This window comes from Floridaenema flaviceps BLCC-F50 (genome assembly GCF_041929275.2).
GTDB lineage: Bacteria > Cyanobacteriota > Cyanobacteriia > Cyanobacteriales > Aerosakkonemataceae > Floridanema > Floridanema flaviceps.
The window spans coordinates 1,113,224-1,138,247 of sequence record NZ_JBHFNR020000001.1 but is presented as its reverse complement, the minus strand read 5'-3'; the positions used below and the strand labels follow the sequence as shown (position 1 = coordinate 1,138,247).

Genomic DNA, 25,024 nt, shown 5'->3' with positions numbered 1-25,024 from the left:
TGAATGAAAATCATCTGTTACAGCGACCTACACTTTGAGTTTGGGTGGATTTTCAGACCACCTGCTGATTCTGATGCAGATCTGATGATTTTGGCAGGGGACATTATCACCTGCAAAGACTACACACCACTCAGCCGTTTCCTGCAAAATTGGCAGAAGCTAGTGCTGTATGTCATGGGCAACCATGAATACTACACGCGCCGCCCGATGCCGGAAGAGGAGCGCAAGTTTCGGCAATGGCTCAGTGAGAGACATCCAAATGTTACCCTGCTGCTGGATGAGGCGATCGCCGTTGATGGCGTACATTTTTTCGGCGGCACGATGTGGACGGATTTTGACTGTGGCAATTCGCAGGCGATGCGAACTGCCCAGCAGCAGATGAACGATTACTACAAGATCTATCAGCCAGATGGTCAACCTCTGACACCTGCCCAAACTATTGTCCTGCACGAGATTTACAAGGAAAAACTGATCGCCTGGTTTGAGAATGACCTGAGTGGAGCAAGGGTGGTCATCAGCCACCACGCCCCTGTGATGAATCCAAACACCCAGTACAAAGATAGCCCCTTCTGGCCAGCCTTCCATTCCCTCGATATGCTGCCCTTAATTGAGTCGTATCAACCAGCCTTATGGGTGTACGGTCATACCCATGAATGTGATGACCAGACGATCGGGAAAACGCGGGTGATTTCTAACCAGTCGGGTTATCCCAATCACCTGACAATATTTGAGTGTCCAGACTTTGATTTAAAAGGACAGGCAATAGAAGTTACATAATTTTTCAGGTGTATTTCCTGAAGGTTGCAAACCACTGTAAAGCAATTCAGAAAGATGTTGACCAATAAACTTTATGTATAATTTGAGGAAAACAGTTGCAACTAATCTCCAAAGTTAATGAATTTTTGTAGCGATAATGTCACAGGTGTAGCACCGGAAATCATGGCAGCATTAATTGCTGCTAATCAAGGCACAGCTATGCCTTATGGTAACGATGAATACACGCAAAGATTACAAACACTTTTTTCCGAATTATTTGAAACTGATGTCATCGTTTTTCCAGTAGCCACAGGTTCCTCTGCTAACTCTCTGGCTTTATCAGTAATTACCCCTCCTTATGGTGCGATTTATTGCCACAATGAATCCCATATAAACCTCGATGAATGTGGTGCGCCAGAGTTCTACACAGGTGGCGCTAAATTAGTAACAATTCCTGGGGAACATGGCAAGTTCAGCGCTGACGATTTGGCAGTAAAATTAAAAAAAGCAGGTGCAGGAATTGTCCATCATATCCAACCTGCTGCTGTTAGTATTACCCAAGCAACTGAAGCCGGAACAGTTTATACTGTAGATGAAATTCGCCAAATTGCAGAAGTCACTCACGCACACAATCTTAGCTTACATCTTGATGGGGCAAGGTTTGCTAATGCGGTAGTTTCTTTAGGTTGTACACCCGCAGATATTACCTGGCGTGCTGGCGTGGATATCTTGTCTTTTGGTGCTACTAAAAATGGAGCAATGGCGGCAGAAGCAGTGGTATTTTTCAACAAAAAACTAGCAGAAAGTTTTGCTTTTCGGCGCAAACGTGGGGGACATTTATTTTCAAAAATGCGCTTTTTATCGGTGCAGTTAGAAGCATATATCAAAGATGATTTGTGGTTAAAGAATGCGAATAATGCTAATAATATGGCAGCTAAATTAGTAGAGGGTTTAATTAATTTACCAGGAGCAAAGCTTTGTCATCCGGTAGAAGCAAATGAAATTTTTATTCAATTGCCGGAAGCTGTGATTCAAGGTGTTTTTGCTGAAGGTTTTCAGCTTTATCGTTGGGAAGGAGAAGATTCGACTACCTTACGGATAGTTACTGCTTTTAATACCAAAGAGGAAGATGTTAATGCTCTTATTAAAGCGGCTGAATCCTATTCTGTAGTGTTGGCTAATAGATGATGAATTCAGCGAAGTTATCTAATTTAACTCAAGCTCAATTAGAGAGTTTGGCTGTACAGGCAAGAAGTTACAGTCAAGGGGGTAGATTACCTGATTATATTCCCCTGTTGGCTCAGGTTAATCCTGAATGGTTTGCTGTAGAAATTAATTGCACAGATGGACAAAGTTTTAGGTTTGGGGAAACGGAAATACCTTTTGTTTTAATGAGTGTAATTAAGCCTTTTGTGCTGCTATGTTTGTTAGAAGAAATGGGGAAAGAGGGGGTATTTTCTCATGTGGGAATGCAGCCTTCTGACCAAGCTTTTTTCTCGATCGAACAGTTAGAAGCTGACAAAGGTTGGCCTAGAAATCCAATGATTAATAGTGGCGCGATCGCACTAGCTTCTCTATTACCAGGTGACAATGGTTTTTCTCGTTGTGAGAACTTACGTCAATGGTTAAATCAACGTGCAGGAGCTAATTTAATGTTAGATAAAGCGATGCTCAATTCTGTTGTTGCGGCTGGTGGAGAACGCAATCGAGCGATCGCTAAAGTAATGTTTGAATCTGGTTTTTTGAATGCTCCAGAAATTGCGATCGACACTTACAATCACATTTGTTGTTTGGCGGTAAATGTCAGCGATTTAGCAAAATTGGGAATGTTATTAGCACAAGAAAAAGCGGGAATTTCTATAGAAAACAGGCGGATTGTCAATGCTTTAATGCTGACTTGTGGATTGTATGAAGCATCAGCCAGTTTTGCTGTAAAAGTAGGTTTACCAACTAAATCGGGGGTGAGTGGTGCGTTATTATCTATTGTACCTTCCGCAGGTGCGATCGCTTGTTATAGTCCGGCTCTCGATCATGTAGGTAATTCTAAAGCTGGGATATTTTTCTTGGAAAAATTCACTAACTCTCTGAATCTCAGCCTGTTTATTTAATCGTTTTTTGTGGTTAATACACTATGAATGAGTACCGCATCAATCAACTATTAAATGATTTGAAAAATCCTGACGAAGAAATACGCGATCGCGCCACCTCAGAACTTTGGCGGATTTGGTTTGAGCAAAAAGGTGCGATCGGATTTGAAATAATTCGTCAGGCTCAATTATTACTAGAAACCGGAGAAGTTAAAGAAGCAGAAATAGCACTCACACAGCTAATTTTTGATTTACCAGACTTTGCAGAAGCTTGGAATCGACGTGCAGTTTTATACTACTCAATTGGAGAGTACAGAAAAGCAATTGCCGACTGCAAAATGGTAATTAAGCTCAATCCGATTCATTTTGGCGCACTTCACGGGTTAGGATTGTGTCACGCTGCGATCGGCGAATATCGTGAGGCGATCCAAGCTTTTCACAAAGCATTAGAAATTCAGCCTCATGCCTTAATTAATCAAAAATTAATTTTAGAATGTACCGCTAGACTGAGTTGATTTTATAACTCTTATAGAGTTAAGATACTTGACAGCAACTCTGCCCTGGTATATTGTTAGTTTGATTTTTGATTTTTCATCATTAAAATGCTTCTATCACCTAAATCAATGAAAAAAAACTGGGGTATGGTCTTTTCCATAACCATAAATATTTTATTTTTGAGTTATGTAATAGTTTTGATTCCCAAAAAAGGCTTAACTTCTTATTTGATGAGCGAGCAGTTATTTGGGAGATATTTTAGTAATAATACCCAGCCAGCTAGATTTTCTGCTTACTATTTAGACCGGAAAAGTTTATTTGATAAAATCCCTCAAAGTCCCAATGATATTGTATTTTTAGGAGATAGCCTAATCGAACGTTGTGAATGGTCGGAGATCTTGGAAAATCCCAATATTAAAAATAGAGGTATTAGTGGAGATAACCTTTACGGAATGATAAAAAGATTGGATCAAGTAACAGCTAGTCGTCCGAAAAAAATATTTCTGATGATCGGGATCAATGATGTAATTAGCAACCAAACATTAGAAGAAATAGTAAGAAAATATAGGTTAGCGCTGGCTAATATTAAACAATCAAGTCCCAGAACTGAAGTATATGTTCAAAGCGTTTTGCCAGTGAATAGTCGCTTTAAAAAACCAGTGGATAATAACTTAGTGTTTCGGCTAAACGAAGAATTGCGGGTTTTAGCAGGGGAATTTAACTATCAGTATATCGATCTATATTCATTTTTTACGATCGACAATGAACTAGCTTATCGTTACACAAATGATGGGATTCATTTAAATGGAGAAGGCTATGCAGGATGGAAAGAAATTATCAAGAATTATGTAAATTAATTGATGAGGGCTGAAATTACCTATTACTGTAATAACAGTCAAAAAAGTTGACAAGTATTATATAATTAACAGCGATCGCAATTTGTTCTCTTTCTTAATATCAAACTGTGCTGTTCAACTCCTATAGTTTTATCTTAGGCTTTTTGCCGATTACCCTAATAGTCTTTTTCAGTTTAACCAAGTTAGGTTTAATTACCATTGCTAGAACTTGGTTACTTATCGCTTCTTTAGTGTTCTACGCTAACTGGAACGTTTCCTATTTGCCACTGTTACTAATTTCCATCAGTGTTAATTATTTAATTGGCAAGTGCATCGAACAAGCCCAACCAAATATTGAAAAAGCAAAATTATTTTTATTACTGGGAATAGGCTTTGACTTAGCATTACTTGGTTATTTTAAATACGCCAATTTTTTTATTACTTCGTTAGGTCAACTACTTCAGACAAATTGGCAAATTCCGCCCATTATTCTCCCCTTGGGAATCTCCTTTTATACCTTCATTCAAATCGCCTATTTAGTAGATACTTATAACGGTAAAGCTAAACAAACTGATTTTCTTACGCACAGTCTTTTTGTGGCATTTTTCCCTCACGTAATAGCAGGGCCAATTTCAGACAATAAAGAGGTAATACCGCAATTTCATAAATTAAGAACTTATGTCTTTTCTCATAAAAATATGGCAATGGGTTTAGCCATATTTATTTTAGGACTCGCCAAAAAAGTTTTGATTGGTGATAACATAGCCTCTTGGGTTACACCTGTATTTAATAACGCATCTCAAGTAACATTTATTGAAGCTTGGGTGGGTGCATTGAGTTATACCTTACAACTATATTTTGATTTTTCTGGTTACTCTGATATGGCAGTAGGGTTGGGTTTAATGCTTAATATTAAGCTACCAATTAACTTTAATTCACCTTATAAAGCCTTTTCTATTAGTGATTTTTGGCGACGCTGGCACATCACTCTTTCTAATTTTTTAAGAGACTATTTATACATTCCTTTAGGAGGTAGTCGCCAAGGAGAAATTCGCCGCTACACTAACTTAATAATTACCATGTTGTTAGGTGGATTGTGGCATGGTGCGGGTTGGACTTTTGTAATTTGGGGTGCTTTACACGGAATTTACTTATCAATTAATCATTGGTGGAGATTACATGGTAAAACCTTACCTAAATCAGTAGGCTGGACAATTACATTTGTAGCTGTAGTAGTTAGTTGGGTATTTTTCCGGGCGCGGAATGCTGCTGACGCTTGGCAAATTTTACAAGCAATGGTTGGCGCAAAAGGTATTGTTATTGCTAACAATTATGAAAGTTTTCTCGGTTGGTTATCTCCCATTGGAGTGAAGTTTACCCCAAGTTTTCCTTACTTAAAAGGAGGGGGAGAAAGCTTAATTGTCTTAGCTGCATTACTAGTAGGCGTGACAGTTTTACCCAATACTAATCAAATGCTGAAATGGTTTAAACCTAATCTATTATGGGTAATATCTCTGACTACTCTTGCTGCTTTGTGTTTACTGTCTTTAAACCGAGTTTCTGAGTTCCTTTACTTCCAATTTTAGCAATGATTAATAGTAAAAATTATCGCTTGTTTAACTTATTGTTTCTGCCGTTGGTAGGGGTGAATTTAGCTGCCATTGCTATTTTCAATTTAGTTGTCGATCCTTATGGCGTAATCAAAAATCTGACGGCAACGGAGGAGAATCAATTTAATTTTGCTGGGGACTTTCCGCCGCCAGCAACTAACCCAGAGCAGCCAAAGGTAGAAAATAAAAATCAACCTAAACAAACAACTTTAGAGCAGAGAAATAGATATAGAGCCGAGCGATTTAAAATAAATTTAGCAACTCTTAGTATTACTAAAATTCAGCCTAAAGCAGTGTTTTTAGGTACATCTACAGCTTTAAAATTATCTACAGAACACCCAGCTTTAAAGGTACAACCAGTTTATAACTTGGCTTTACCTGGGGCGAAAATGCGGGATATTAAAAGTTATTTTGATGATACTTTGGCTAATCATCCTGATTTACAAGAAGTAGTACTGAGTCTGGATTTCTTCGCTTTTGGTGGGCAAAAAAAACCAGTAAAACCAACTCCAGAAACTCAGCCAGAAAAGCCCCAAGAAGTAACTGTAGTCAGAACCAATAAGTACAGTGTAACTATTCCTGAATTAGTCAAAATTAATTTTTCTTTGGATACTTTCGCTGCTAGCTTAAGAAAAATTACTGCAACTGATTTACCTTTATCGCAACCGGGAGAACAACCAAAAACTGAGGGGCAAAAAAAATCTCAGGTTTTAGCGGCAAGGATCGATCGCAAATCCTCGGATAGTCTCAAATCCAAAAATAGAAAAAAGGTCACAAAAAACCGGAAAGAGTCAGCCAAGAAAACTAACCAGAAAGAAACTACAAAATCTCCGAAAAAGCCAAATAATAAACCCGATAAAAAGGTAGAAAAAGAGGTCAAAAAACCTGTTAATAAGGCGCAACTTGTCAAGCCGCCCACAGATAAAGAAAAGCCGAAAACTCCTGTAGCCAAACCTAAAGTGAACCCAGCAAAGGTAGAAGTTACTCTGGATAAAGATAGCGACAGATATAGCAATTTTAAGAGGGTAATGAGGATGTATTTGACGGAAAAAACCCTCTACAAGGACTATAATCTTTCGGAAGAAGAGTTGGCGGCTTTTAAAGCAATTGTTGATACTTGTAAACAACGTAATATTAAACTGAAGGTATTTATTGCACCAGTACACGCCGCTCAATTAGAACTAATTAATCGGGCAGGTATTTGGTCAGAATTTGAAAATTGGAAACGCCAAATTGTCAAAATAACTCCGGTTTGGGACTTTGCTAGTTACAGCAATCTAACGACAGAAGCCATCGGAGATAATATGAACCATTTTGTGGATAGCGTACATTATCGAGATGAAGTTGCTAACTTAATTATGAACCGGATTTATAACTATAAATTGGAAGAAGTTCCGGCAAATTTTGGTAAAATGATCAGCCCGAATAATATAGAACCTCACCTAAAACTAGTTCGGGAACAGCGCTTAAATTGGAAGGATAATAATCTGCCAATAGTGCAGTTTGTTATGGAACTGCAAAAGGAAACAAACTTGGTTAAGTAATCAGCAAATTAAGAGGTGAAAGTGGCTAGAAAACGTTTGGTTATTGAAATGGGAATGGGTGTGGATCAGCACGGACAGGAACCAACTGTAGCGGCAGCTAGGGCGGTGCGAAATGCGATCGCACACAATGCCTTACCCGGAGTTTGGGAAGTTGCAGGTTTAAGCGATCCAAATCAGATGATTGTTGAGGTAAAAGTAGCCGTTCCTTACCCCGAACAAGTGCGCCAAGAAGAAGTATTAGCAGTGCTACCTTTTGGACAAAAAACTTTAACTTTAGAAGCAGGCGGAATGGTAGTTGAAGGGAGAGCGATCGCATCTCTAAATGATAAAAATGATGAAATGTTAATCGCTGTAGCTGCGGTGACAGTCTGGGTGGATAAATGAATTGCGATCGCCGCCAATTTCTGCAAGCTTTGGGACTCGCCGCCTTCACCAGTCAATTACCAAAAATTGCTCAAGCTAACTCACTTTCCCAGCCAATTATAAAACCACCTAGTCTGAAACTTGGTGATACAATTGGTTTAGTTAACCCTGCTAGTTTCGTTTCTTCAGAAGATGTAGAAGAAGTTAAACAAACCCTGAAAAATTTAGGATTAAATTACAAATTAGGAACCCATATTTTAGACAAATACGGTTACTTAGCAGGCAAAGATATAGACCGTGCTGCTGATATTAATACCATGTTTGCTGACCCATCAGTTAAAGCCATTCTCACCTTGCGCGGTGGTTGGGGTTGTAATCGAATTTTACCATTAATAAATTACCAATTAATCAGAAAAAATCCCAAAATTATTATTGGTTTCAGTGATATTACTTCCTTACTTTTAGCAATTTATGCTCAGAGTGGAATTGTCACTTTTCACGGCCCTGTTGCCACATCTACTTGGAATCAATTTACAGTGAATTTTGTACAGCAAATTCTGTTTAACGGAGAAGCTGTCACGATGCGAAACTCACCTTTTATTGGTGAAAATCTCAGCAGTACACCCTTACAAGTAGAAACAATTACTCCGGGAAAAGCTAGGGGTAAATTAATCGGTGGTAACTTATCAGTTTTATCAGCAATGGTAGGTTCTGCTTACTTACCGAATTGGCAAGGAAGTATCTTATTTATTGAAGAAATAGGGGAAGAAGTTTACCGAGTCGATCGAATGTTAACCCAATTAAAGCTTGCGGGAATACTCGATCGCATCTCCGGTTTTATTTTCGGTCAATGTACCAGATGCGATCCCGAAAAACCCGAACAATCCTTAACATTAATGCAAGTTTTACAAGACCATATTCAACCATTAAAAATTCCCGCTTGGTATGGTGCAGCTATTGGTCATATTCCCAACAAATTTACCCTACCAATAGGAATAGAAGTAGAAATTGATGCCAATAATGGTAGTATTCAAATGTTAGAAAGTGCTACTGAAAGTAAATGACTGTACCCACCAGTTTTGAGTTTCCTATTGCTAAGGCGCAATATCTTTTTACTCGTACTGCTGAACCAGGGGTAGGTGGAGATAAGCGGAAATTTTGGCAGGAAGTAATGGGGTTTGAGTCACCAGAGGAAATTCGAGAGGCAATTTTAGCCCAAGTTTCGTTAGACTTACTACAGCCAGTAGGACAGAATAATTATGGCGATCGCTATCAAGCTGTTATTTTAATTACAGGTAAGTCTAGCGTATCTTGGCAAATTCGCACGGGTTGGATAGTTTTATTCGAGGAGGATATTGCTAGGTTTGTCACCGCAGTTCCAGAAAGATTTGGGAGACAGCAATGAGTAAATTCCAATTATTCGATGCAGTTAAATTAATTGAAGAAATTCCTCTTACAGATGGAGGGATTGCACCTTTAGGAACAGATGGAGCTATTGTTGAAGTATTCAATAATGGTGAAGCATATTTAGTAGAGTTATTTGGAGGATGGGTTAAGGCAGAAGTAGGAGGTGATTTTGTTCCATCTACTCAAGATGAACCATTATCTTTTATGGAAACCATTGGTGTAGAAACTGTTTATCCTCATCAATTGAAATTAGTTAAACCTGCTCGCGAAATTATGGGAATTCGTAAATATTTAACTACAGTTTTAGATGATTTACCAGATAATTTGTTAGCAGAAGTATGTGATTTTGCAGAATTTTTACAGCAAAAGAATCTAAACAAAGCTACTTAGATCCCCGACTTCTTCAAGAAGTCGGGGATCTGGAGGGGATCTGGAGTCGGGGATCTGGAGGATCTGGAGGGAATCTGGAAATTAGGAAGTCATCAAAAAAGAAACATGAGCACAAACAACACGCCAACCCTCATTTGTCCGCATCCAAGTTTGACTTTGCCTGCCAATTTTATCTGATGATGGTGGACGTTTAAATTCAGTATTTACTGTAGCAAAATCCCATCCGTAAGTAGTAATAATAGTATTGATTAGGACTCGCTCCAAATTAACAACAGAACGGTTACTGCGAAAATTAGCAATCTCATCATAACCATAAAGATTTTCCGTTACCCCAAAGCGTATAGTTTGGGGACTTTGCCAAAATAACTCATCCAGTACAGCAACATCATTACTAATTAAAGCTTTTTCGTAACGCTCAAATGCCACCTTAACTTCAGCTACCACTTCAGGAATATTGATATCCATTGTTTCAACCCATAAAATAACAAGAGTGGAAAAATTCCACTCTATAACTCTCTAAGAATAACCCTTAATCTCTGCTTCAGGCAACCCCATCACACTGCGATAATGCGCCTCAAATTGGGTCACAGTCTTTGATTTTCGATCGGTTTCCCATTCACTTTTAGCAAACAATTCCTGTTTCAAATCATCTACATTAATTGTAGTTACTTGACCATTTTCCACAATCCTTTTCCCATCCACCCAAACACTATCAACCACTTGAGTCGGACGACCTAAAATTAATAAACCAATGGGATCGGTCCGAGGTAACAAAGACAAATTAGCCAAATCATAAAGCACTAAATCAGCCTTTTTGCCCACCGTCAAAGAACCAAGTTGCTCTCCCATATTCAAACCTTTAGCACCTCCCAAAGCTGCCATTTCCACTGATTGACGAGGGGTAATCCAATGTTGATAATCTAAATCTGTAACATTGTGCAGAATCGAACCAATTTTAATTGCTTCCAGTAAATCTTGGGAATCATTACTGGAAGAACCATCGCAACCAAAAGAAACATTAACTCCCGTTTGGCGATACTTTAAAATTGGCGCAATACCGCTACCTAAACGCAGGTTACTGAGGGGATTATGGACAACAGTTGACTGAGTTTGAGCTAAAATTTTGATATCATCATCAGTCAAATGAACACAATGCGCCAAAGAAGTGCGAGAACTTAAATAACCAATTCTGTTTAAATATTCTACAGCACTAAAACCATATTTTTCTTGAGCGAGTAACTGTTGTGCTTTGGTTTCCAAAAGGTGAGAATGACGACAAAGGTTGTAGCGATCGCTCAATTCCACACACCCCGCAAACAACTCATCAGAACACAATTGCATTCCCGTTGGTGCAGTTAAAATATAAACTCCCGCCTCTGGTTGATGAAACCTATTTATTGCCTCCTGCAACATTTGTAAAATTTCTGTAGCAGAACGCCCCTTAGTTGTATCTTCCGGTTGATTTCCCCCAGTTGGAATACCCGAAATTAAAGGTTGATCCCAAATTAAAGGCGCAACAAAAGCCCGAATCCCAACTTCTTGATAAGCCCTAACCGCCGTAGCAATTGTTTCAAATTCTTGCCCAGGAATTAGCACCAAATGATCCACAACACTAGTACCACCTGATAACAAAGTTTCGACTGCCGTACCCAAAGCACTCAAATAAACCTTTGACAACTCTAATGGTGCAAAATCATAAAGTTCTGCTAACCATAATTCCAAAGGTAAAGGTGGAATAACTCCTCGCTGCCACATTTCCGAAGAATGAGTATGGGCATTAAAAAAACCAGGCAACAATAACTTATTTTCGCAATTAACAGCTGTGCCGACAACTTCTAAATTCGCAGAAATTGCCGTAATAGTATCTCCGACAACTTGCACATCTACAGTTGCGTAACCTTGGTCTACCGGAATTAAAGCTTGTTGAAGAGTAAAAGTCACAGATTTGTCCTTAAGATTAAGAATTTAGAAATTTTATGAGTTTTGGCAGTAAAACGGTGAACAGTATTATTCACCATCACAGTCTAATTTGATTTTGCCCTAAAACTGAAGATAACTCAAAATCAACAATTAACAACGCTTATGAAAAATCTCCGTACCTTGGGTGTAGCGCCTAATGCTTGGTCAGTTAATGCCGAAATTGCCGATATTACCCGCCCACCTTTAGAAGCTAAACCGATCGCTTTAGCGACAGAAACCAAAACTTTGCGCCTCGACTTAGCAAAAACCGCCATATTAGTAATTGATATGCAAAATGACTTCTGTCATCCAGATGGTTGGTTGGCGCACATCGGCGTAGATGTCACACCTGCAAGGGTTCCAATTAACCCTTTAAAAAGCTTTTTACCAGAATTAAGAAAAGTCAACGTGCCGATAATTTGGTTGAATTGGGGAAATCGTCCCGACTTATTAAATATTAGTGCCGGACTGCGCCACGTTTACAATTCCACAGGCGATGCTGTAGGTTTGGGCGACCCTTTGCCGAAAAATGGGGCGAAAGTTTTAATGGCAGGAAGTTGGGCAGCTGCGGTAGTAGATGAATTAGAACAAAAACCCGAAGATATTTCTATAGATAAGTACAGAATGAGCGGTTTTTGGGATACACCATTAGATAGTATTTTACGCAATCTAGGCAAAACTACTTTGTTATTTGGAGGAGTGAACGCCGACCAATGTGTAATGGCAACATTACAAGACGCTAATTTTTTAGGTTACGACTGCATTTTAGTAAAAGATTGCACTGCTACTACTTCGCCTGAGTACTGCTGGTTAGCTACTCTTTACAATGTGAAACAATGTTTTGGTTTTGTCACCGATTCTCAAGCTATCTTAAAAGCAATTACTGATTAACTGTCATTGGTCATTCGTCATTTGTCATTTGGATAAGATTTATATATTTAGTCAGTTTTCTAATCACAGTTAACCAATGACCAATGACCAATGACCAATGACCAATAAAAAAGGAATTTGAAAAAATGAACAACTGTTGCGTAATTCCTGTTGTTAAGTCTCCCAGAGATTACCAAGCTTTTCGGATTAGTCCCCATGATACTAATCGCTTGGCAATTGTATTCGACCCAACAACAGCTAACTTTTCCTTAACGTTATGTGTAGAAATTTTTGATATAGGCGGAAAAACTCCTCCTAATCGGCATAATTTAGCTGTGGAAATGTTTTTTGTACTTAAGGGAGAAGGCAGAGCAAGCTGTGATGGTAAAACTGTTTCTATTCGTGCCGGAGATAGTATTTTAGTTCCACCAACAGGGATTCATTTGATAGAAAATACAGGCACAGAACGATTGTATGCTTTGTGTTTTATGGTTCCTAATGAAAATTTTGTGGAACTAATTCGTAGTGGTACACCAGTAGAATTAGATGAGGAAGATTTAAGGGTTTTGAGTCGTTCAGATGCGTTAGTTGCTTGTTGAAAAAGGCAGGGGACAAGGGAGATGGGGGGATGGGGGGATGGGGGGAAAATAATTTAACTAACTACCTCTTCTTCCCAGTTCCCTATTCCATTTTTACTAATTATTCATACAAGCTTTGAGTTCTCTATCTATTTTTTTGATATGATTCACAAACCAATCTAGCAATTCTTCATTCACTTTTATCGCTAACAATAAGCTAGGGCCTTTTTGATTTAATTCAGTTTTAATTTCTTTCAAAGTGTTAATAAATTGGCTATGCGCCGCTCCTAGAACTTTTATTATAACAGGATATCGATCGCCATCTTTTAAAAGATACATATTTAAAAAAACTTTCATAAATAAATTTAATAATTTACAGATTTCTTCATATAAATGTAATTTAAAATAACATTAATGTTGAGCTAATTTTTATCAATGCTGAAAGAAACAGTTTCCATGTTTACTAGAGACGGGGTGCGGTTAGATGCAGATGTCTATCGCCCTGATGCTGAGGGTAGTTTTCCAGTATTACTGATGCGGCAACCTTATGGGAGATCGATCGCCTCCACAGTAGTCTACGCCCACCCCACTTGGTATGCTCAACAAGGCTATATTGTAGTCATTCAAGATGTTAGAGGACGAGGTACATCTGAAGGTGAATTTAAACTATTTGCCCATGAAATAGCTGATGGTTTTGATACAGTTAATTGGGCATCTCAATTACCTGGAAGTAATGGCAAAGTGGGAATGTATGGCTTTTCCTATCAGGGAATGACACAGCTTTATGCTGCTGTGGAAAAACCACCCGCCTTAAAAGCAATTTGTCCAGCAATGATCGGCTATGATTTATATCATGATTGGGCTTACGAAGGTGGCGCATTTTGTTTACAAGCTAATCTCGGTTGGGCAATTCAAATCGCTACAGAAACCGCCCGATTAAAAAATGATGAACAAGCATTTCAAGCCCTTTATTCTGCCTCTCGTAACTTACCATTATTTGATCCAATTCCCGCTTGTCCAGAAGTAATGAAAAAATATGCTCCTGACTCTTTTTATCATGAATGGTTAGAACACGATCGACCTGATGAATATTGGGAAAAACTTTCACCGAAAACCTATTTAAAAACTATTGATTTACCGATGTTGCACGTTGGCGGTTGGTTTGATACCTTCCTCAGAGGAACCGTCAATTTATATAAAGAAATGGCATCTCAAAGCAACTTTTTACAATATTTATTAATTGGCCCTTGGGCACATCTTCCTTGGGGGCGAAAAGTTGGATCAATAGATTATGGTTTAGCAGCATCAAACCCAATTGATGAGTTACAAATTCGCTGGTTTAATCAATTTCTTAAAGGTATTGATACCGGAATAACTAATGAACCATCTGTCTCATTATTTGAAATGGGAAGTAATCAATGGAAAGGTTTTGATAGTTGGCCTAATAATAGTAAAACATCCTATTTCTTGCAAAGCAACGGTTTAGCAAGTATGCGCGAAGATGCGGGGAAATTAACCCAATCCCCAATCCCCAATCCCCAATCCCCAATACCTGACACCTTCATTCACGACCCTTGGCGACCTGTTCTTGCTGTGGGTGGTCATGCGGTAATTCCTGCGGGTGCTTTTGAGCGATCGCAAATAGACTGTCGCACAGATGTTTTAACTTACACTACTGCACCTTTAACCGAAGATTTATTAATAGTTGGAGATGTATTTGTAGAAATTTATTGCAATGCAGATAAACCAACTTTTGATTTATGCGCTGTTTTATCAGAAATAAAAAATAATGGTAATGTTTATAATTTTACTCAAGGTTATCTGCGAGTAAAACCAAATCAATCAACGCAACCATTAACCATTCAATTGCAACCAACTTGTATAAAAATTGCAGCAGGAAATGGGTTAAGATTAAGTTTAAGTGCCGCTTGTTTCCCCGCTTATCCCGTAAATCCTGGTACAGGTTCTTTACCTAAAGAAACCCAGTTAATCGAAGCAGAAATTATTACCATTTCTGTGCAAACTGGAAGAAACTTCCCTTCAAAAATTTGTATGTAAAAATCAGGTTTGTTGTAAGCACTTCAGTGCTTCTATTTGGCACAGGACTTCGTAGCTTCGTAGGGTGCGTTACACTGCGTTAACGCACCTTCCGATCGCGGACAAATTTTTTGGGTAAATTATCCGTAAAATTGAACAATGGTGCGTTAGGCGCAGCCGTAACGCACTACGATTTAAATAATTAAGTAGGTGTAAATAAATAAAGTGATAATAGTTATATTCGGATGGGGCGGGCAGGATGCCCACCCCACAAGAAACCTGCAACTCTTGTGGGGTGGGCATCCTGCCCGCCTTAGTTTTTTGGCACCCTACGATTTGATTAAAGTTTTACTACATCATGGAAGCGCGTATAATCAATTAATCTTTTGCCATCGGGCATGGTAACTAAAATATCTACAAAACGCTGATTCCAGAGAATTTCTTCAGCTAAATATGAGTGGCGCGTGTGAATTGTTTGGGCAACTGTTTCATCCATTCCGGTGAGAATAACAATAATTTCCATGTTGGAATGATGCAGAGTTTCTTCGGTTTCGCCATACAAAGGACTAGTTTCGTCAATGATGTGCATTACTGTCCAAGTTAGGACGAAAAGAGGTGATTTCTTACGGACTAAATTTAAGTCATAAAATCGCCGCATTACAGAACCTTCGATACTCACTTCATCGCGCACTAAACTAACGTGCATTTCCGCTTCAAAAATTTGGTTGTGTCGTTCATTTGCGGCGCGAAACATTAGGGTTGGTTTACCATTGTAGTTGGTAATTACTGCTACTTTGCTGAACAAAACTTTGGCTGTCGGACGAGAGAAGCGGGCGAACATTAACCCGGTTGCCATTGCTAAACCCATTAAACCAACTAATGCTTCAATTACTACTACCAAATTCGCATAGTCGGTTTTGGGATACATCGCCCCATAACCAATAGATGCCATTGTTTGCACGCTGAAGAAAAAAGCATCCGCAAAAGACCCAGGACGGGCATTAGCGATACAATCTCCTCCGGCTAAATAAGCTAGGGCAAATAAAGCATTGACGATCGCATAAGCAATAATAATTACAATGACAAATTTACCCCAAGAAATTGTCAGTAACCAGTGGTAAGGGTCACGCCAATGCGAGTGGGATGAACCTTTACGCAGGATTTTTAAGCTGCGATCGCGACTCACGACATGAGGTAACTTATGGGGACGGTGTATTTTAGTCATCAGTGTGGCTGATAGTTAAAAATTATTCTACTATTTGTCTAAGTTTTCGTTCATAATTTTATGCCTGTACTATTTCAGTTATTGCTTATCGGTTTAGCCGCTGGTGTGGCGGGTGGGATGTTTGGCATCGGTGGCGGTGCAATAATGGTGCCTGCAATGGTGTTATTAATGGGGATGGATCAGAAATTTGCTACTGGTACATCTATTGCAGCACAAATTTTACCGATCGGCATTTTGGGTGCGATCGTCTATTATCGCGAAGGTAACTTAAATCTTAAACACGCACTATTCATCGCTGCTGGGTTAGTAGTTGGTAATTTATTTGGCGCAATATTTGCCAATCAACCATACATTACTAGTGCCTTCATGAAAAAACTTTACGGCATCTTTTTGTTACTAATAGGTTTTCGGTATTTGTTTTATAGGTAAATAGTACGTTGTTGCGCTTTAGCGCTATAAGAGCGCTAAAGCGCAACAACGTACCTGTATTTTAGGTGCGATCGTGACAAGTAATCAAGCTTTTGAAATTAATGGAGCTTCTGTACAAGTTCACTGGTTTCGTAACAGTCAAACTCTTCAAGATGTTGAGTTTAAATTCAAACGTCAGTATCCCAAAACAGCAGCTAAAAATCTTTAAAAAGTATCATTATGAAAATTCGTTGTATCGCCAATACGGGAGACTCTCTTCCTGAAAATTATCTCTCTCCTCAACAAGGGTACACCAAACAATTGGAATTTCCTTTAACAATAGGGAAGGAATATATAGTTTATGCTTTCTCTGCTAAACAAGGACAAATTTGGTACTACATCTGTGAAGATAACTATATGTATTATCCCATGCGGAGTCCAGCACCATTATTTGAAGTAGTTGATAACAGAATGTCTGCCTATTGGAGGTTGCAGTTTTCTGCCAACGGGTTGTTAGAAGTTGCATTTGAACAATGGTTTTCTGATCCTTACTTTTACGATAAACTAACCGATCAAAATGAGGAAGAAGTTTTAATTTTTGAAAAGGTCAAAGAATTGATGGATGCAGAAGGTTTATCGTCTACACCAATACAAAACGTTATTGAATCTGCTGTTTTGACAGCGAATATTTCCGGTTAGAAAACGTTCAAAAAATCAAGAGAAACTGGAATTTACCAACCCATCTCATTTCCCAGTGGGCAAAATTATTTCAATGTCAGTAATGCCCTTAAAATCATCTACATTAAAAGTATAAATACTCTTAACTCCGTGTATCATCATTGTAGCGACGTGCATTAAATCGAATACTGTAGCTCCAGTTACAGGATTTCTTTTTAGTAGTTCTAGCCATCGCTTAAAAACCTGCTCAGACATTGATAACAGTTCAATATGCTGCATTTGCAGTAACCTATCAATTCTACTTAGAGTTTCTTGAGGAGTTAAAGGATTAGCCAGCAAGGAAGGACGAGTAACAACAGCGTAGAATTCTCCAAGTATTTGAGGTGAAATACATAATATTTCAGTACTACTTGGTCTTAATATCTCTAAAGAAGCTCGATGCCTCTGGCGATTTTCAACACTTAAATCCAGGGAATAAACCAAGATATTTGTGTCTAAAAATCTCTTGATTGGTTTACTCAATCCCATAAATACTACTCCTATTTATGGTTTCTTTTACTCCGACATCTGCTACCCACCAATCAAATTCTTTATGCAGTTGCTTTAATTCTTCATCACCAGAATCACTAACTGTTTGGTTAACCTCTTGTTGTGGAGCAACAGCCCGAAATGCTACCACGATTTCTTGCAATATGGCAATTTGTTCTGGGCTTAAACCTGTGACATCAATAACTTCCGGTTTCATACCCTCTCCATAAACTTATTAAAACCTTAAAACTTTATTTATAAAATGATATATTATTATGGTTCAAAAATCAGCTTATCTATATTATAATATAAATAGCAAAACCTCTAATAACTATCTTCAATTTACCACAAAATTATTATAACAAATTGATGATGTTTGTAGGGTGCGTCAGAACCTTAAATATGTTGTAACTCGGCTAAGATTATCATGTCTGACGCACCCTACAGAATATAACTATATTATAATATAACTAGCAAAAACTCTAATAACTATCTTCAATTTACCACAAAATTATTATAACAAATTGATGATGTTTGTAGGGTGCGTCAGAACCTTAAATATGTTGTAACTCGGCTAAGATTATCATGTCTGACGCACCCTACAGAATATAACTACCTTTATAAACACAAGCCCTGAATATTTCAGTAAATCCTAGAAACCCGGTAACTTCTGCGAAACCGGGTTTCTGTTCATCGCTTTAATTAGGGTTTGCTGAATAAAGGTAAATAAAAAGTAAGATAGGCAAGGGTGAAAGCGCCTTTTTTGCTCAAAACAAGTGCAAAAGGCTTTATTGACCTTTTGGCGCTTTCATCCTGGCTTTTTTCCAGGAAATTGTAGGGACACGGCATGAAAGAGATAACGGTAAGAATTGCAAATATTAATGATGCCGTGTCCCTACCCCCACCAACAGACTTTTTCAGCAAACCCTAATTAGTAAACAGCCCCCAACCCATTTTAATAACAAATAACGAATGACAAATAAACAAAAAACCCGCCTTTTTAGACGGGTAATAAAGCTGCTAATTTGTAGCAAGCTTAATTTATTTGACAAGTTTTTAGACAATTAGGAAGTTTTGTGAAGTCAGACCTTCAAGACCAGCCTGTAGAGTTAAGAAATGGATGGGCGCTGGATTAGGATTAATTGCAGCAGCCGGATTGTAAAATAGCTTACCATCGGCCTGGCTATAAATTAACTGAGCATTAGTTTGCGTAACGCCTGCCGTAGATGTAGCAATTGCAACTGATGGTAATACATTCGTGGAGAAGGCTGTGAATATACCATTTGGATTTGCATTGGTAAAACCAGCAACAGTACCTTGACCATCAAGAACTATTTTATCTGCTGCTATCTCAAAGTCTGTAATAGTGTCAATTCCAAGGTCACCAACAGTAGTAATCGGTGTTATTCCTCCGGCATCAGTGAATACACCACCAGTTGCGAAAGCACCACCAATATAAACAAAGTAGTCAGCGCCAGCACCACCAGTTAGCGTGTCGGCTCCTTTCCAACCAATTAAAGTGTCACTGCCTTCGCCACCAATTATTGTATCTTGGTCGTCACCACCAACGATACTGTCACCGTCACTACCGCCATCAGCGTAGTTGTTACCAGAGCCAAGTATGATGACATCATTACCACCACCGCCATAGACAGTATCGGCGTCATTATAGGTGATAATAGTGTCAGCACCATCTAGTGAGTCATTTCCCCCTTCTGCTGAATTACCACCAATAATGAAATCTTTTCCGCCAGAACCGAGAATAGTGTCTGCACCATCTCCACCGAAGACAGTATCACGATCAGTGGCAGTAGCACCAGCCACCGTAGCTACTATGTAATCATTGTCCTTATCACCATAGAGGATGCCATTTTTACCATTACCATAAATAGTGTCACTACCTTGACCACCATACATGGTGACATTTGCTATTGCACCTTGAATAGTCAGGATGTCTTTTCCTTCGTTGCCGAACAGAAGAGTTGCTCCTTGAGAAACCAGAGTGTCAGCGTCTTCTCTACCTAGCAGGGTATCACCAGCTTTACCAAGGAGCGAGTCATTACCCTTATCCCCGGACAAGTAACCAGAACCCTGCCCTATTAGGATGTCATCATCCTGACCTCCGTAAAGAGTGGCAGTAGTAGCACCGATTAAGCTATCCTTGCCCTTGCCGCCAAACAGCAACGATTGTGCCTGTGCAATTAAGGTATCGTTACCAGTATCGGTATTAAGACTATCATTGCCATATAAGGTATCCTGAAAAGTGGCGATTAGGATGTCAGCACCTAAATCTCCGTATAATACACTTTTTCCGGCACTACTCTTAAGGGAATCATCACCTTTACCGCCAAACAGGGTGTTAGCACCAAGACTATTGAGGGTGTCATTACCCGTATTACCGTAAATTACCCCACCGTCTCCAGTAGCGGTAATAAAGTCGGCACCCGCTAAGCCATATACTGTATCACCAGCCTGGGAAATAAGAGTATCATTCCCAGTTGTCCCTGATTTTGTTTCTGCCATCTAAACTACACTCCTCATTCCAAAAAACTGAACCGGATATTTAATAGAGATATTACCTAGATTTGCTAAATTTTGGGCTAATTCATTTCTACACCCAGATTCGCTCCCTGATTCTATCTCCTTTGCCTTAAGTAGTATAACTTGCACAATAATTTTCTCCAATTACCTAAACAGTAACTTTGTTAATGGTTTCTTAATGGTCTTTACTACCATGCGACCATCTCACCGTTTATATTGTTCCCTAGCTTGAGGATAAATATTACACTTGCAGCTAAGGAATTTAATCGTTTTCACGGTCTTTCTCCAAATTACCCGAACTTAGGTAGCCAAGACGTAATTTCGTTGTCTGATTTAACGCACTGTAACGCTTCTACACAACTAGGTTGGTGGTTGATACTTTAGTAATTGGGAGCAAAAGAGTAAACAGCTTTGCTTCCCTCCTCGTTCCTAAACTTTGCATTCTACGTTGGTAGCAGTTGGGGTAATTTGGGGTGGTAGAGAACCATTTGCCACATCTTTGATTAATTGGACGTGACTTGGTAGCAGCTTTTCCAGGGAATATCGTTCTAAGGCTGTTTCCCTGGCTTTTTGGCGCAGCTGAGCCATGCGCGTTGGATGATCCAAAACCTCACTAATTCTATCAGCAATCTGTTTGGGAGAAAAGAAATCTACTAATAATCCATTTTCTCCGTCTTGGATCACTTCCTTGACTGGTGCGGTATCTGAACCTAATACTAAACAGCCAGTGGACATGGATTCAATCATTGACCAAGATAGGACAAAAGGGCGAGTTAAATACACATGAACTTGGGAAGCTTGAATTACTTTTAAGTAGAGTCCGTAGGGTAATGAGCCGACAAAATGCACCCTGGATAAATCTAGAGGCACTTTTTTGAGCATATAATTTTTATATGTTTCGCCATCGGGTAAGGCTTTACCGTAACATACTCTGTCTGACCCGACAATTACTACATGACAGTTGGGGCGACGTTCTTGTAGGTAAGCAATTGATTCGATAAACTCAGGAAATCCCCGATAAGGTTCCATTCCCCTGGCTACATAAGTCACAATTTCATCAACTTCTGACAAATCCACATTAGGCAACACTAATTTTGCCCCCGGATTAGGCTTAAAGTATTCCGTATCTACTCCATCATGTAACACGCTAATTTTACTGAGGAATTCTTTGGGAAACTGCGACCTTTGCCAATATGTAGGTGATATCCCCCAATCACAACTATATAAATCTACTAAAATCGGCGTATTCTTAATCCGAATCCGCGCCATATCATCTATACTCAAAGGATCTGCTGGATCAAAATCCGCATCAGAACCAACAGCATGATAAAACCACTCAAAATAACACATCAGTTTGGCATTGGGAAAGGCATCTTTAATAAATAATGTCGGTCCCCAACCAGAATGACCGTAAACTATATCAGGGACAAATCCCTCACTTTTGAGTTGTTCTGCTATGCGAAATACTGCTTGTCCATGCAAAACCCCATTTTCTAAGAATCTCACATAATGATGGGTTTCGGGACGGGCTTCCCGACTCGGCTTAAACAATACTTTCCGAACACCGGGAATTTGCCATTCTGGATTTTCAAACTTTGTCCCAAACAGCACTTCATTGTTAGGATCTTGAGCTAAAGCCGCCGCTACATGGCGAAATTGGGCAGGGAAGTTAGGATGTAGGAAAAGTATTTTCATTGGCTGAGTCAGTTCTACCTAATCAATTTTAATATGCAAGTGTCACGCCTAAATATGTAGGGTGTGTTAGCGCCAGCGTAACGCACCGTTTGACTTAGATAATTATGGTGCGTTACGCTGCGCTAACGCACCCTACAAATTTATTACTTAGGGCTTGCTGAAAAAGTCTATTGGTGGGGGTAGGGACACGGCATCATTAATATTTGCAATTCTTACCGTTATCTCTTTCATGCCGTGTCCCTACAATTTCCTGGAAAAAAGCAAGGATTTTGTGCCAAAAGGTCTGAAAAACTTGCACTTGTTTTGAGCAAAAAAGGCGCTTTCACCCTTGCCTATTTTACTTTTTACCTTTATTCAGCAAACCCTACTTATCTCGGCTTAGTTAGTAACTAGAATTAGTTCCTTAAGCCTAATCAGTTTACAATCTTTTTACTAATTTAGTATGTAGGGTGTGTTAGCGCCAGCGTAACGCACCGTTTGACAGATAATTATGGTGCGTTACGCTACGCTAACGCACCCTACAAATTTATCTTTTTACTAATTTAGCTAGCCAAAGTTGGCAATGCTGAGCCAGAGGTTCAACATAATAAGCAGAAGGCAGGGGAGACTGGTAGATAATTTTTATTTGGTTATTATACTGCTGATTAAGTGTATCTAATAATGGTTGAGGTATCCTATAGAAAAATATATCACTAAACCCATTGGGAATTTTTAATATTTTAGTTTCATCGATAAATTGAATATGTACTTGCGGGTGCAGCAAGTAACTTAAAGCCAATATTCTCGGTCCATAAGGCATGGTAATTACTAGGGGATTTGGACTTTGATTAACGATCTGTGCTACTTCGGGATTGTAATAACTTCCATATTTAGTCCACCAGGTTTTTGCAGGTGAACTAATCTGACATGATAATAAACTCACGGATAATATAGCTATCAGCAACAACCGCCAATAACCCGGAAATTTAAAGTTGCTGATTTTGGTGGCAATTAAGTAAGCAACAGCTAGTTGTATTCCCAAATAACAAGGTATTAAATAACGGGGAATAGTAGAACGGATACCTCCGGGAATCAAATCTGGTAGGATTAAGCTAATACCAGTTACCCCCATTAATGTTAGCACAAATAACCAGGTCTGTTGTTGGCTGTGTTTGCAGATGAAATAAATAGAATATCCCACTAAAATACCTATTAATAATCCTAAGATTATTTTAATTAGTAGATGTAACCAATCATTACTTAATTTTAGGATTATTGGGTTATCTAAATCAATAAAAGTATACATTAAATTAAATAGCCAAATCTTAAATAAGGAAAATAATGAAGTTTTTTGATTTGTCCAATCAGTTATTTCTTGAAACCCCCTAAAATTAATGATGATAGCTACTATCCAGGGTACAAAAGCGATGACTCCAGCCAAAAATGCTAAGCCAAAATTCCTGCTCTTTTTATTCCATCGCCAACCTTGATTAATCAAAACATAAATCAAATGCCCAGCAGCTACAAAGAGAGAAAATAAATGGGTATATAGTAACAGTAATAAACTAGCAGCATAAATTAACCAACTCGATTTTGTCTGAAGGCGCATCGATCGCAACAACGCCCAGCCGGATAATAAAATAGTAACAGTCCACAAACTATACTGGCGAAATTCTTGGGCATATAATACATGAATAGGAGAGACGGCTACTAATCCTAGCGCTATCCATCCTACTAATGGTGAGGCAAATAATTCGCGGCATAGTAAATATAAACAAGGGAAGATTAGTAAACTAATCGCAACTGATAAGCTTCTTTTGACTGCTATAGAATCACCAAAAGTTTTTTGCCAAAACCAGGCTATGATATAATAAAGTGGGGGATGACAATCTTCAACTGCTAAGACTTTAATTGGCTCAATTACGCTTTTTTCTGGATCTATTCGCTGATATTGCTGTAATTCATCTATTGTTCTAATCTTACCATCAGAAACTTGCTGAACGAACTCATTGAGGGTATAGCCAGCAAGTCGCCATGAAGTAAATACTTCATCACCCCAGTATACTTTTGTATCGATATTGGTGCAGCGAAATAAAATGCCGATTAATAACAGGGTAATGATTAAAATTCGTAATCCTTTTTGAGGGAAATAGCTAGAAAAAAAATTAAATGTAATATTTTTGATTTTCATAATTACTTATCAGGTAAAGTTTGTGCTGCAATAATCTATATAATTTTTGATTGTTAGGCTGGAAATATGAATTTAGTTACAAGTATTATTACCAAACAAATTTTTCTCCCAAAAACTCTTCAAGTTCCCGATTATATGGCTGAAAATAAGCTTGCAGTTGTTGGCGAATTTCTGGGCTAACTTCTGGGTATTCCCCGGAGTTATATTTGTCGTATTGAGTAAGTTGATAACTCGGTAATTCCAAAAATTCCAAGACTTGATTTAGCACAATATTTGGTTGATTATATAACTCTTCACTGGGCAAAACAAGAAACTGTTCTTTAGGGAAAAACTGCATCCAATGTTTTAGTTGTTCTACATAAATTCCTCTAGATAAATAGGTGTAATGTTGATGATTGTAGCTGTAGTAATTTTCATCAGCCAACATTTTGGCAGTTTCCCCTTTTAGTCTAGCGGATTCTTGTGCGATCGCATCCTCCAACCCCAACTTCTCAAATCCCAACCGCACTTCATGATAATAATGAGAAATTGCCCTTTCCACCGGATTTCTTAACAACGCAATTAACTTTACTTGGGGATATAATTTATAAATTCGCTGCGCTACTAAGGGATGAAAAATATAATAAGGACTAGCTTCCCCAGTAATGAAATCTTGAGAAAGTGCTTTAAATTGTTGTTGATACCAATCCACACCTTTAGCAAAATTCAAATCAAAAAAATGCACCTCTTTTTGGCTAGCGGGGACAATTTGCGGGTGTTGAATTAGGTACTGATACAAAGAAGTAGTGCCGCTTTTTTGTGCGCCAATAATAATAAAATCAGGCTGAGATTGCTGATAATTGTTCAT

At 38.7% G+C, this 25,024-nt stretch carries 27 protein-coding genes; 17 read left to right on the top strand and 10 right to left on the bottom strand.

Annotation, left to right across the window (positions count from 1 at the left end; translation table 11 throughout):
• Positions 1-3 precede the first annotated feature (3 nt).
• The 11 genes from ACE1CI_RS05550 to ACE1CI_RS05500 all read left to right on the top strand — a co-directional run bounded on the left by ACE1CI_RS05550 (position 4) and on the right by ACE1CI_RS05500 (position 9,488).
• Positions 4-777 (top strand): metallophosphoesterase, encoded by a 774-nt coding sequence (locus tag ACE1CI_RS05550; protein ID WP_413262310.1) that lies wholly within the window; start codon positions 4-6, stop codon positions 775-777.
• Positions 778-894: 117 nt separating this feature from the next.
• A complete protein-coding gene (locus tag ACE1CI_RS05545; protein ID WP_413262309.1) occupies positions 895-1,944 on the top strand; it encodes a threonine aldolase family protein in 1,050 nt (349 codons plus the stop codon).
• Positions 1,944-2,864, top strand: a complete 921-nt coding sequence (glsA, locus tag ACE1CI_RS05540; RefSeq protein WP_459563999.1) for a glutaminase A — start codon at positions 1,944-1,946, stop codon at positions 2,862-2,864. Before ACE1CI_RS05545 ends, glsA begins: the two co-directional genes overlap by 1 nt.
• A 23-nt stretch (positions 2,865-2,887) precedes the next feature.
• Complete coding sequence (locus ACE1CI_RS05535; RefSeq protein ID WP_496615257.1) at positions 2,888-3,358, top strand: tetratricopeptide repeat protein; 471 nt, start codon at positions 2,888-2,890, stop codon at positions 3,356-3,358.
• 108 nt (positions 3,359-3,466) lie between these two features.
• Positions 3,467-4,195: a GDSL-type esterase/lipase family protein gene (locus ACE1CI_RS05530; RefSeq protein WP_413262306.1), complete on the top strand. Its 729-nt coding sequence runs from the start codon at positions 3,467-3,469 to the stop codon at positions 4,193-4,195.
• Between the two features lie 107 nt (positions 4,196-4,302).
• Positions 4,303-5,760 (top strand): MBOAT family O-acyltransferase, encoded by a 1,458-nt coding sequence (locus tag ACE1CI_RS05525; protein ID WP_413262305.1) that lies wholly within the window; start codon positions 4,303-4,305, stop codon positions 5,758-5,760.
• Positions 5,761-5,762: 2 nt separating this feature from the next.
• Entirely contained in the window at positions 5,763-7,328 is a 1,566-nt protein-coding gene (locus ACE1CI_RS05520; RefSeq protein WP_413262304.1) for a hypothetical protein, read from the top strand.
• Positions 7,329-7,349: 21 nt separating this feature from the next.
• A complete protein-coding gene (locus ACE1CI_RS05515) occupies positions 7,350-7,712 on the top strand; it encodes a Lin0512 family protein (RefSeq protein WP_413262303.1) in 363 nt (120 codons plus the stop codon).
• The gene (locus tag ACE1CI_RS05510) at positions 7,709-8,755 is read left to right on the top strand and encodes a S66 peptidase family protein (RefSeq protein WP_413262302.1); all 1,047 of its coding nucleotides are present in this window, start codon (positions 7,709-7,711) and stop codon (positions 8,753-8,755) included. The genes ACE1CI_RS05515 and ACE1CI_RS05510 overlap by 4 nt, the downstream gene beginning before the upstream one ends.
• Entirely contained in the window at positions 8,752-9,096 is a 345-nt protein-coding gene (locus ACE1CI_RS05505; protein ID WP_413262301.1) for a DUF6883 domain-containing protein, read from the top strand. The genes ACE1CI_RS05510 and ACE1CI_RS05505 overlap by 4 nt, the downstream gene beginning before the upstream one ends.
• Positions 9,093-9,488 (top strand): DUF2281 domain-containing protein, encoded by a 396-nt coding sequence (locus ACE1CI_RS05500; RefSeq protein ID WP_413262300.1) that lies wholly within the window; start codon positions 9,093-9,095, stop codon positions 9,486-9,488. Before ACE1CI_RS05505 ends, ACE1CI_RS05500 begins: the two co-directional genes overlap by 4 nt.
• An 81-nt stretch (positions 9,489-9,569) precedes the next feature.
• Here the strand turns inward: ACE1CI_RS05500 and hpxZ are convergent, their stop codons facing one another.
• Entirely contained in the window at positions 9,570-9,953 is a 384-nt protein-coding gene (gene hpxZ / locus ACE1CI_RS05495) for an oxalurate catabolism protein HpxZ (RefSeq protein ID WP_413262299.1), read from the bottom strand.
• 51 nt (positions 9,954-10,004) lie between these two features.
• Complete coding sequence (locus tag ACE1CI_RS05490) at positions 10,005-11,429, bottom strand: amidohydrolase (protein ID WP_413262298.1); 1,425 nt, start codon at positions 11,427-11,429, stop codon at positions 10,005-10,007.
• 141 nt (positions 11,430-11,570) lie between these two features.
• Between ACE1CI_RS05490 and ACE1CI_RS05485 the strand changes: the two genes are divergently transcribed.
• A complete protein-coding gene (locus ACE1CI_RS05485; RefSeq protein WP_413262297.1) occupies positions 11,571-12,338 on the top strand; it encodes a cysteine hydrolase family protein in 768 nt (255 codons plus the stop codon).
• A 125-nt stretch (positions 12,339-12,463) separates the two neighbouring features.
• Positions 12,464-12,916 carry a cupin domain-containing protein gene (locus tag ACE1CI_RS05480; RefSeq protein ID WP_413262296.1) on the top strand — a complete coding sequence of 151 codons (453 nt, stop codon included), beginning with the start codon at positions 12,464-12,466 and terminating at the stop codon, positions 12,914-12,916.
• A 96-nt stretch (positions 12,917-13,012) separates the two neighbouring features.
• On the opposite strand, the gene ACE1CI_RS05475 is transcribed toward ACE1CI_RS05480, so the two are convergent.
• Positions 13,013-13,252, bottom strand: coding sequence for a hypothetical protein (locus ACE1CI_RS05475; protein ID WP_413262295.1), 240 nt, complete (start codon positions 13,250-13,252; stop codon positions 13,013-13,015).
• 78 nt (positions 13,253-13,330) lie between these two features.
• Between ACE1CI_RS05475 and ACE1CI_RS05470 the strand changes: the two genes are divergently transcribed.
• Positions 13,331-14,953 (top strand): CocE/NonD family hydrolase, encoded by a 1,623-nt coding sequence (locus ACE1CI_RS05470; protein ID WP_413262294.1) that lies wholly within the window; start codon positions 13,331-13,333, stop codon positions 14,951-14,953.
• Positions 14,954-15,272: 319 nt separating this feature from the next.
• On the opposite strand, the gene ACE1CI_RS05465 is transcribed toward ACE1CI_RS05470, so the two are convergent.
• A complete protein-coding gene (locus tag ACE1CI_RS05465) occupies positions 15,273-16,157 on the bottom strand; it encodes an ion channel (RefSeq protein WP_413262293.1) in 885 nt (294 codons plus the stop codon).
• A gap of 60 nt (positions 16,158-16,217) precedes the next feature.
• Here ACE1CI_RS05465 and ACE1CI_RS05460 point away from each other — a divergent pair, with 60 nt between their 5' ends.
• The 3 genes from ACE1CI_RS05460 to ACE1CI_RS05450 all read left to right on the top strand — a co-directional run bounded on the left by ACE1CI_RS05460 (position 16,218) and on the right by ACE1CI_RS05450 (position 17,264).
• On the top strand, positions 16,218-16,586 hold the full coding sequence (locus ACE1CI_RS05460; protein ID WP_413262292.1) for a TSUP family transporter: 369 nt from the start codon (positions 16,218-16,220) through the stop codon (positions 16,584-16,586).
• Between the two features lie 73 nt (positions 16,587-16,659).
• On the top strand, positions 16,660-16,794 hold the full coding sequence (locus tag ACE1CI_RS05455) for a hypothetical protein (RefSeq protein ID WP_496615256.1): 135 nt from the start codon (positions 16,660-16,662) through the stop codon (positions 16,792-16,794).
• Between the two features lie 11 nt (positions 16,795-16,805).
• The gene (locus ACE1CI_RS05450) at positions 16,806-17,264 is read left to right on the top strand and encodes a hypothetical protein (protein ID WP_413263359.1); all 459 of its coding nucleotides are present in this window, start codon (positions 16,806-16,808) and stop codon (positions 17,262-17,264) included.
• 45 nt (positions 17,265-17,309) lie between these two features.
• Here the strand turns inward: ACE1CI_RS05450 and ACE1CI_RS05445 are convergent, their stop codons facing one another.
• The 6 genes from ACE1CI_RS05445 to ACE1CI_RS05420 form a co-directional block, all read right to left on the bottom strand.
• Positions 17,310-17,771: a type II toxin-antitoxin system VapC family toxin gene (locus ACE1CI_RS05445; RefSeq protein WP_413263360.1), complete on the bottom strand. Its 462-nt coding sequence runs from the start codon at positions 17,769-17,771 to the stop codon at positions 17,310-17,312.
• Positions 17,758-17,988, bottom strand: a complete 231-nt coding sequence (locus ACE1CI_RS05440; protein WP_413263361.1) for a hypothetical protein — start codon at positions 17,986-17,988, stop codon at positions 17,758-17,760. Before ACE1CI_RS05440 ends, ACE1CI_RS05445 begins: the two co-directional genes overlap by 14 nt.
• 839 nt (positions 17,989-18,827) lie before the next feature.
• On the bottom strand, positions 18,828-20,294 hold the full coding sequence (locus tag ACE1CI_RS05435; protein WP_413263362.1) for a calcium-binding protein: 1,467 nt from the start codon (positions 20,292-20,294) through the stop codon (positions 18,828-18,830).
• A gap of 447 nt (positions 20,295-20,741) precedes the next feature.
• Positions 20,742-22,007: a glycosyltransferase family 4 protein gene (locus ACE1CI_RS05430; RefSeq protein ID WP_413263363.1), complete on the bottom strand. Its 1,266-nt coding sequence runs from the start codon at positions 22,005-22,007 to the stop codon at positions 20,742-20,744.
• Positions 22,008-22,533: 526 nt separating this feature from the next.
• Positions 22,534-24,177 (bottom strand): glycosyltransferase family 39 protein, encoded by a 1,644-nt coding sequence (locus ACE1CI_RS05425; RefSeq protein ID WP_413263364.1) that lies wholly within the window; start codon positions 24,175-24,177, stop codon positions 22,534-22,536.
• Between the two features lie 88 nt (positions 24,178-24,265).
• A complete protein-coding gene (locus ACE1CI_RS05420) occupies positions 24,266-25,024 on the bottom strand; it encodes a sulfotransferase family protein (RefSeq protein WP_413263365.1) in 759 nt (252 codons plus the stop codon).

Bases quoted from the DNA above. Each gene is read 5' to 3' on its own strand.
- ACE1CI_RS05550 (WP_413262310.1), top strand. From the start codon at position 4: ATGAAAATCATCTGTTACAGCGACCTACACTTTGAGTTTGGGTGGATT.
- ACE1CI_RS05545 (WP_413262309.1), top strand. From the start codon at position 895: ATGAATTTTTGTAGCGATAATGTCACAGGTGTAGCACCGGAAATCATG.
- glsA (WP_459563999.1), top strand. From the start codon at position 1,944: ATGAATTCAGCGAAGTTATCTAATTTAACTCAAGCTCAATTAGAGAGT.
- ACE1CI_RS05535 (WP_496615257.1), top strand. From the start codon at position 2,888: ATGAATGAGTACCGCATCAATCAACTATTAAATGATTTGAAAAATCCT.
- ACE1CI_RS05530 (WP_413262306.1), top strand. From the start codon at position 3,467: ATGAAAAAAAACTGGGGTATGGTCTTTTCCATAACCATAAATATTTTA.
- ACE1CI_RS05520 (WP_413262304.1), top strand. From the start codon at position 5,763: ATGATTAATAGTAAAAATTATCGCTTGTTTAACTTATTGTTTCTGCCG.
- ACE1CI_RS05510 (WP_413262302.1), top strand. From the start codon at position 7,709: ATGAATTGCGATCGCCGCCAATTTCTGCAAGCTTTGGGACTCGCCGCC.
- ACE1CI_RS05505 (WP_413262301.1), top strand. From the start codon at position 8,752: ATGACTGTACCCACCAGTTTTGAGTTTCCTATTGCTAAGGCGCAATAT.
- ACE1CI_RS05500 (WP_413262300.1), top strand. From the start codon at position 9,093: ATGAGTAAATTCCAATTATTCGATGCAGTTAAATTAATTGAAGAAATT.
- hpxZ (WP_413262299.1), bottom strand. From the start codon at position 9,953: ATGGATATCAATATTCCTGAAGTGGTAGCTGAAGTTAAGGTGGCATTT.
- ACE1CI_RS05485 (WP_413262297.1), top strand. From the start codon at position 11,571: ATGAAAAATCTCCGTACCTTGGGTGTAGCGCCTAATGCTTGGTCAGTT.
- ACE1CI_RS05480 (WP_413262296.1), top strand. From the start codon at position 12,464: ATGAACAACTGTTGCGTAATTCCTGTTGTTAAGTCTCCCAGAGATTAC.
- ACE1CI_RS05475 (WP_413262295.1), bottom strand. From the start codon at position 13,252: ATGAAAGTTTTTTTAAATATGTATCTTTTAAAAGATGGCGATCGATAT.
- ACE1CI_RS05470 (WP_413262294.1), top strand. From the start codon at position 13,331: ATGCTGAAAGAAACAGTTTCCATGTTTACTAGAGACGGGGTGCGGTTA.
- ACE1CI_RS05465 (WP_413262293.1), bottom strand. From the start codon at position 16,157: ATGACTAAAATACACCGTCCCCATAAGTTACCTCATGTCGTGAGTCGC.
- ACE1CI_RS05460 (WP_413262292.1), top strand. From the start codon at position 16,218: ATGCCTGTACTATTTCAGTTATTGCTTATCGGTTTAGCCGCTGGTGTG.
- ACE1CI_RS05450 (WP_413263359.1), top strand. From the start codon at position 16,806: ATGAAAATTCGTTGTATCGCCAATACGGGAGACTCTCTTCCTGAAAAT.
- ACE1CI_RS05445 (WP_413263360.1), bottom strand. From the start codon at position 17,771: ATGGGATTGAGTAAACCAATCAAGAGATTTTTAGACACAAATATCTTG.
- ACE1CI_RS05440 (WP_413263361.1), bottom strand. From the start codon at position 17,988: ATGAAACCGGAAGTTATTGATGTCACAGGTTTAAGCCCAGAACAAATT.
- ACE1CI_RS05435 (WP_413263362.1), bottom strand. From the start codon at position 20,294: ATGGCAGAAACAAAATCAGGGACAACTGGGAATGATACTCTTATTTCC.
- ACE1CI_RS05430 (WP_413263363.1), bottom strand. From the start codon at position 22,007: ATGAAAATACTTTTCCTACATCCTAACTTCCCTGCCCAATTTCGCCAT.
- ACE1CI_RS05425 (WP_413263364.1), bottom strand. From the start codon at position 24,177: ATGAAAATCAAAAATATTACATTTAATTTTTTTTCTAGCTATTTCCCT.
- ACE1CI_RS05420 (WP_413263365.1), bottom strand. From the start codon at position 25,024: ATGAACAATTATCAGCAATCTCAGCCTGATTTTATTATTATTGGCGCA.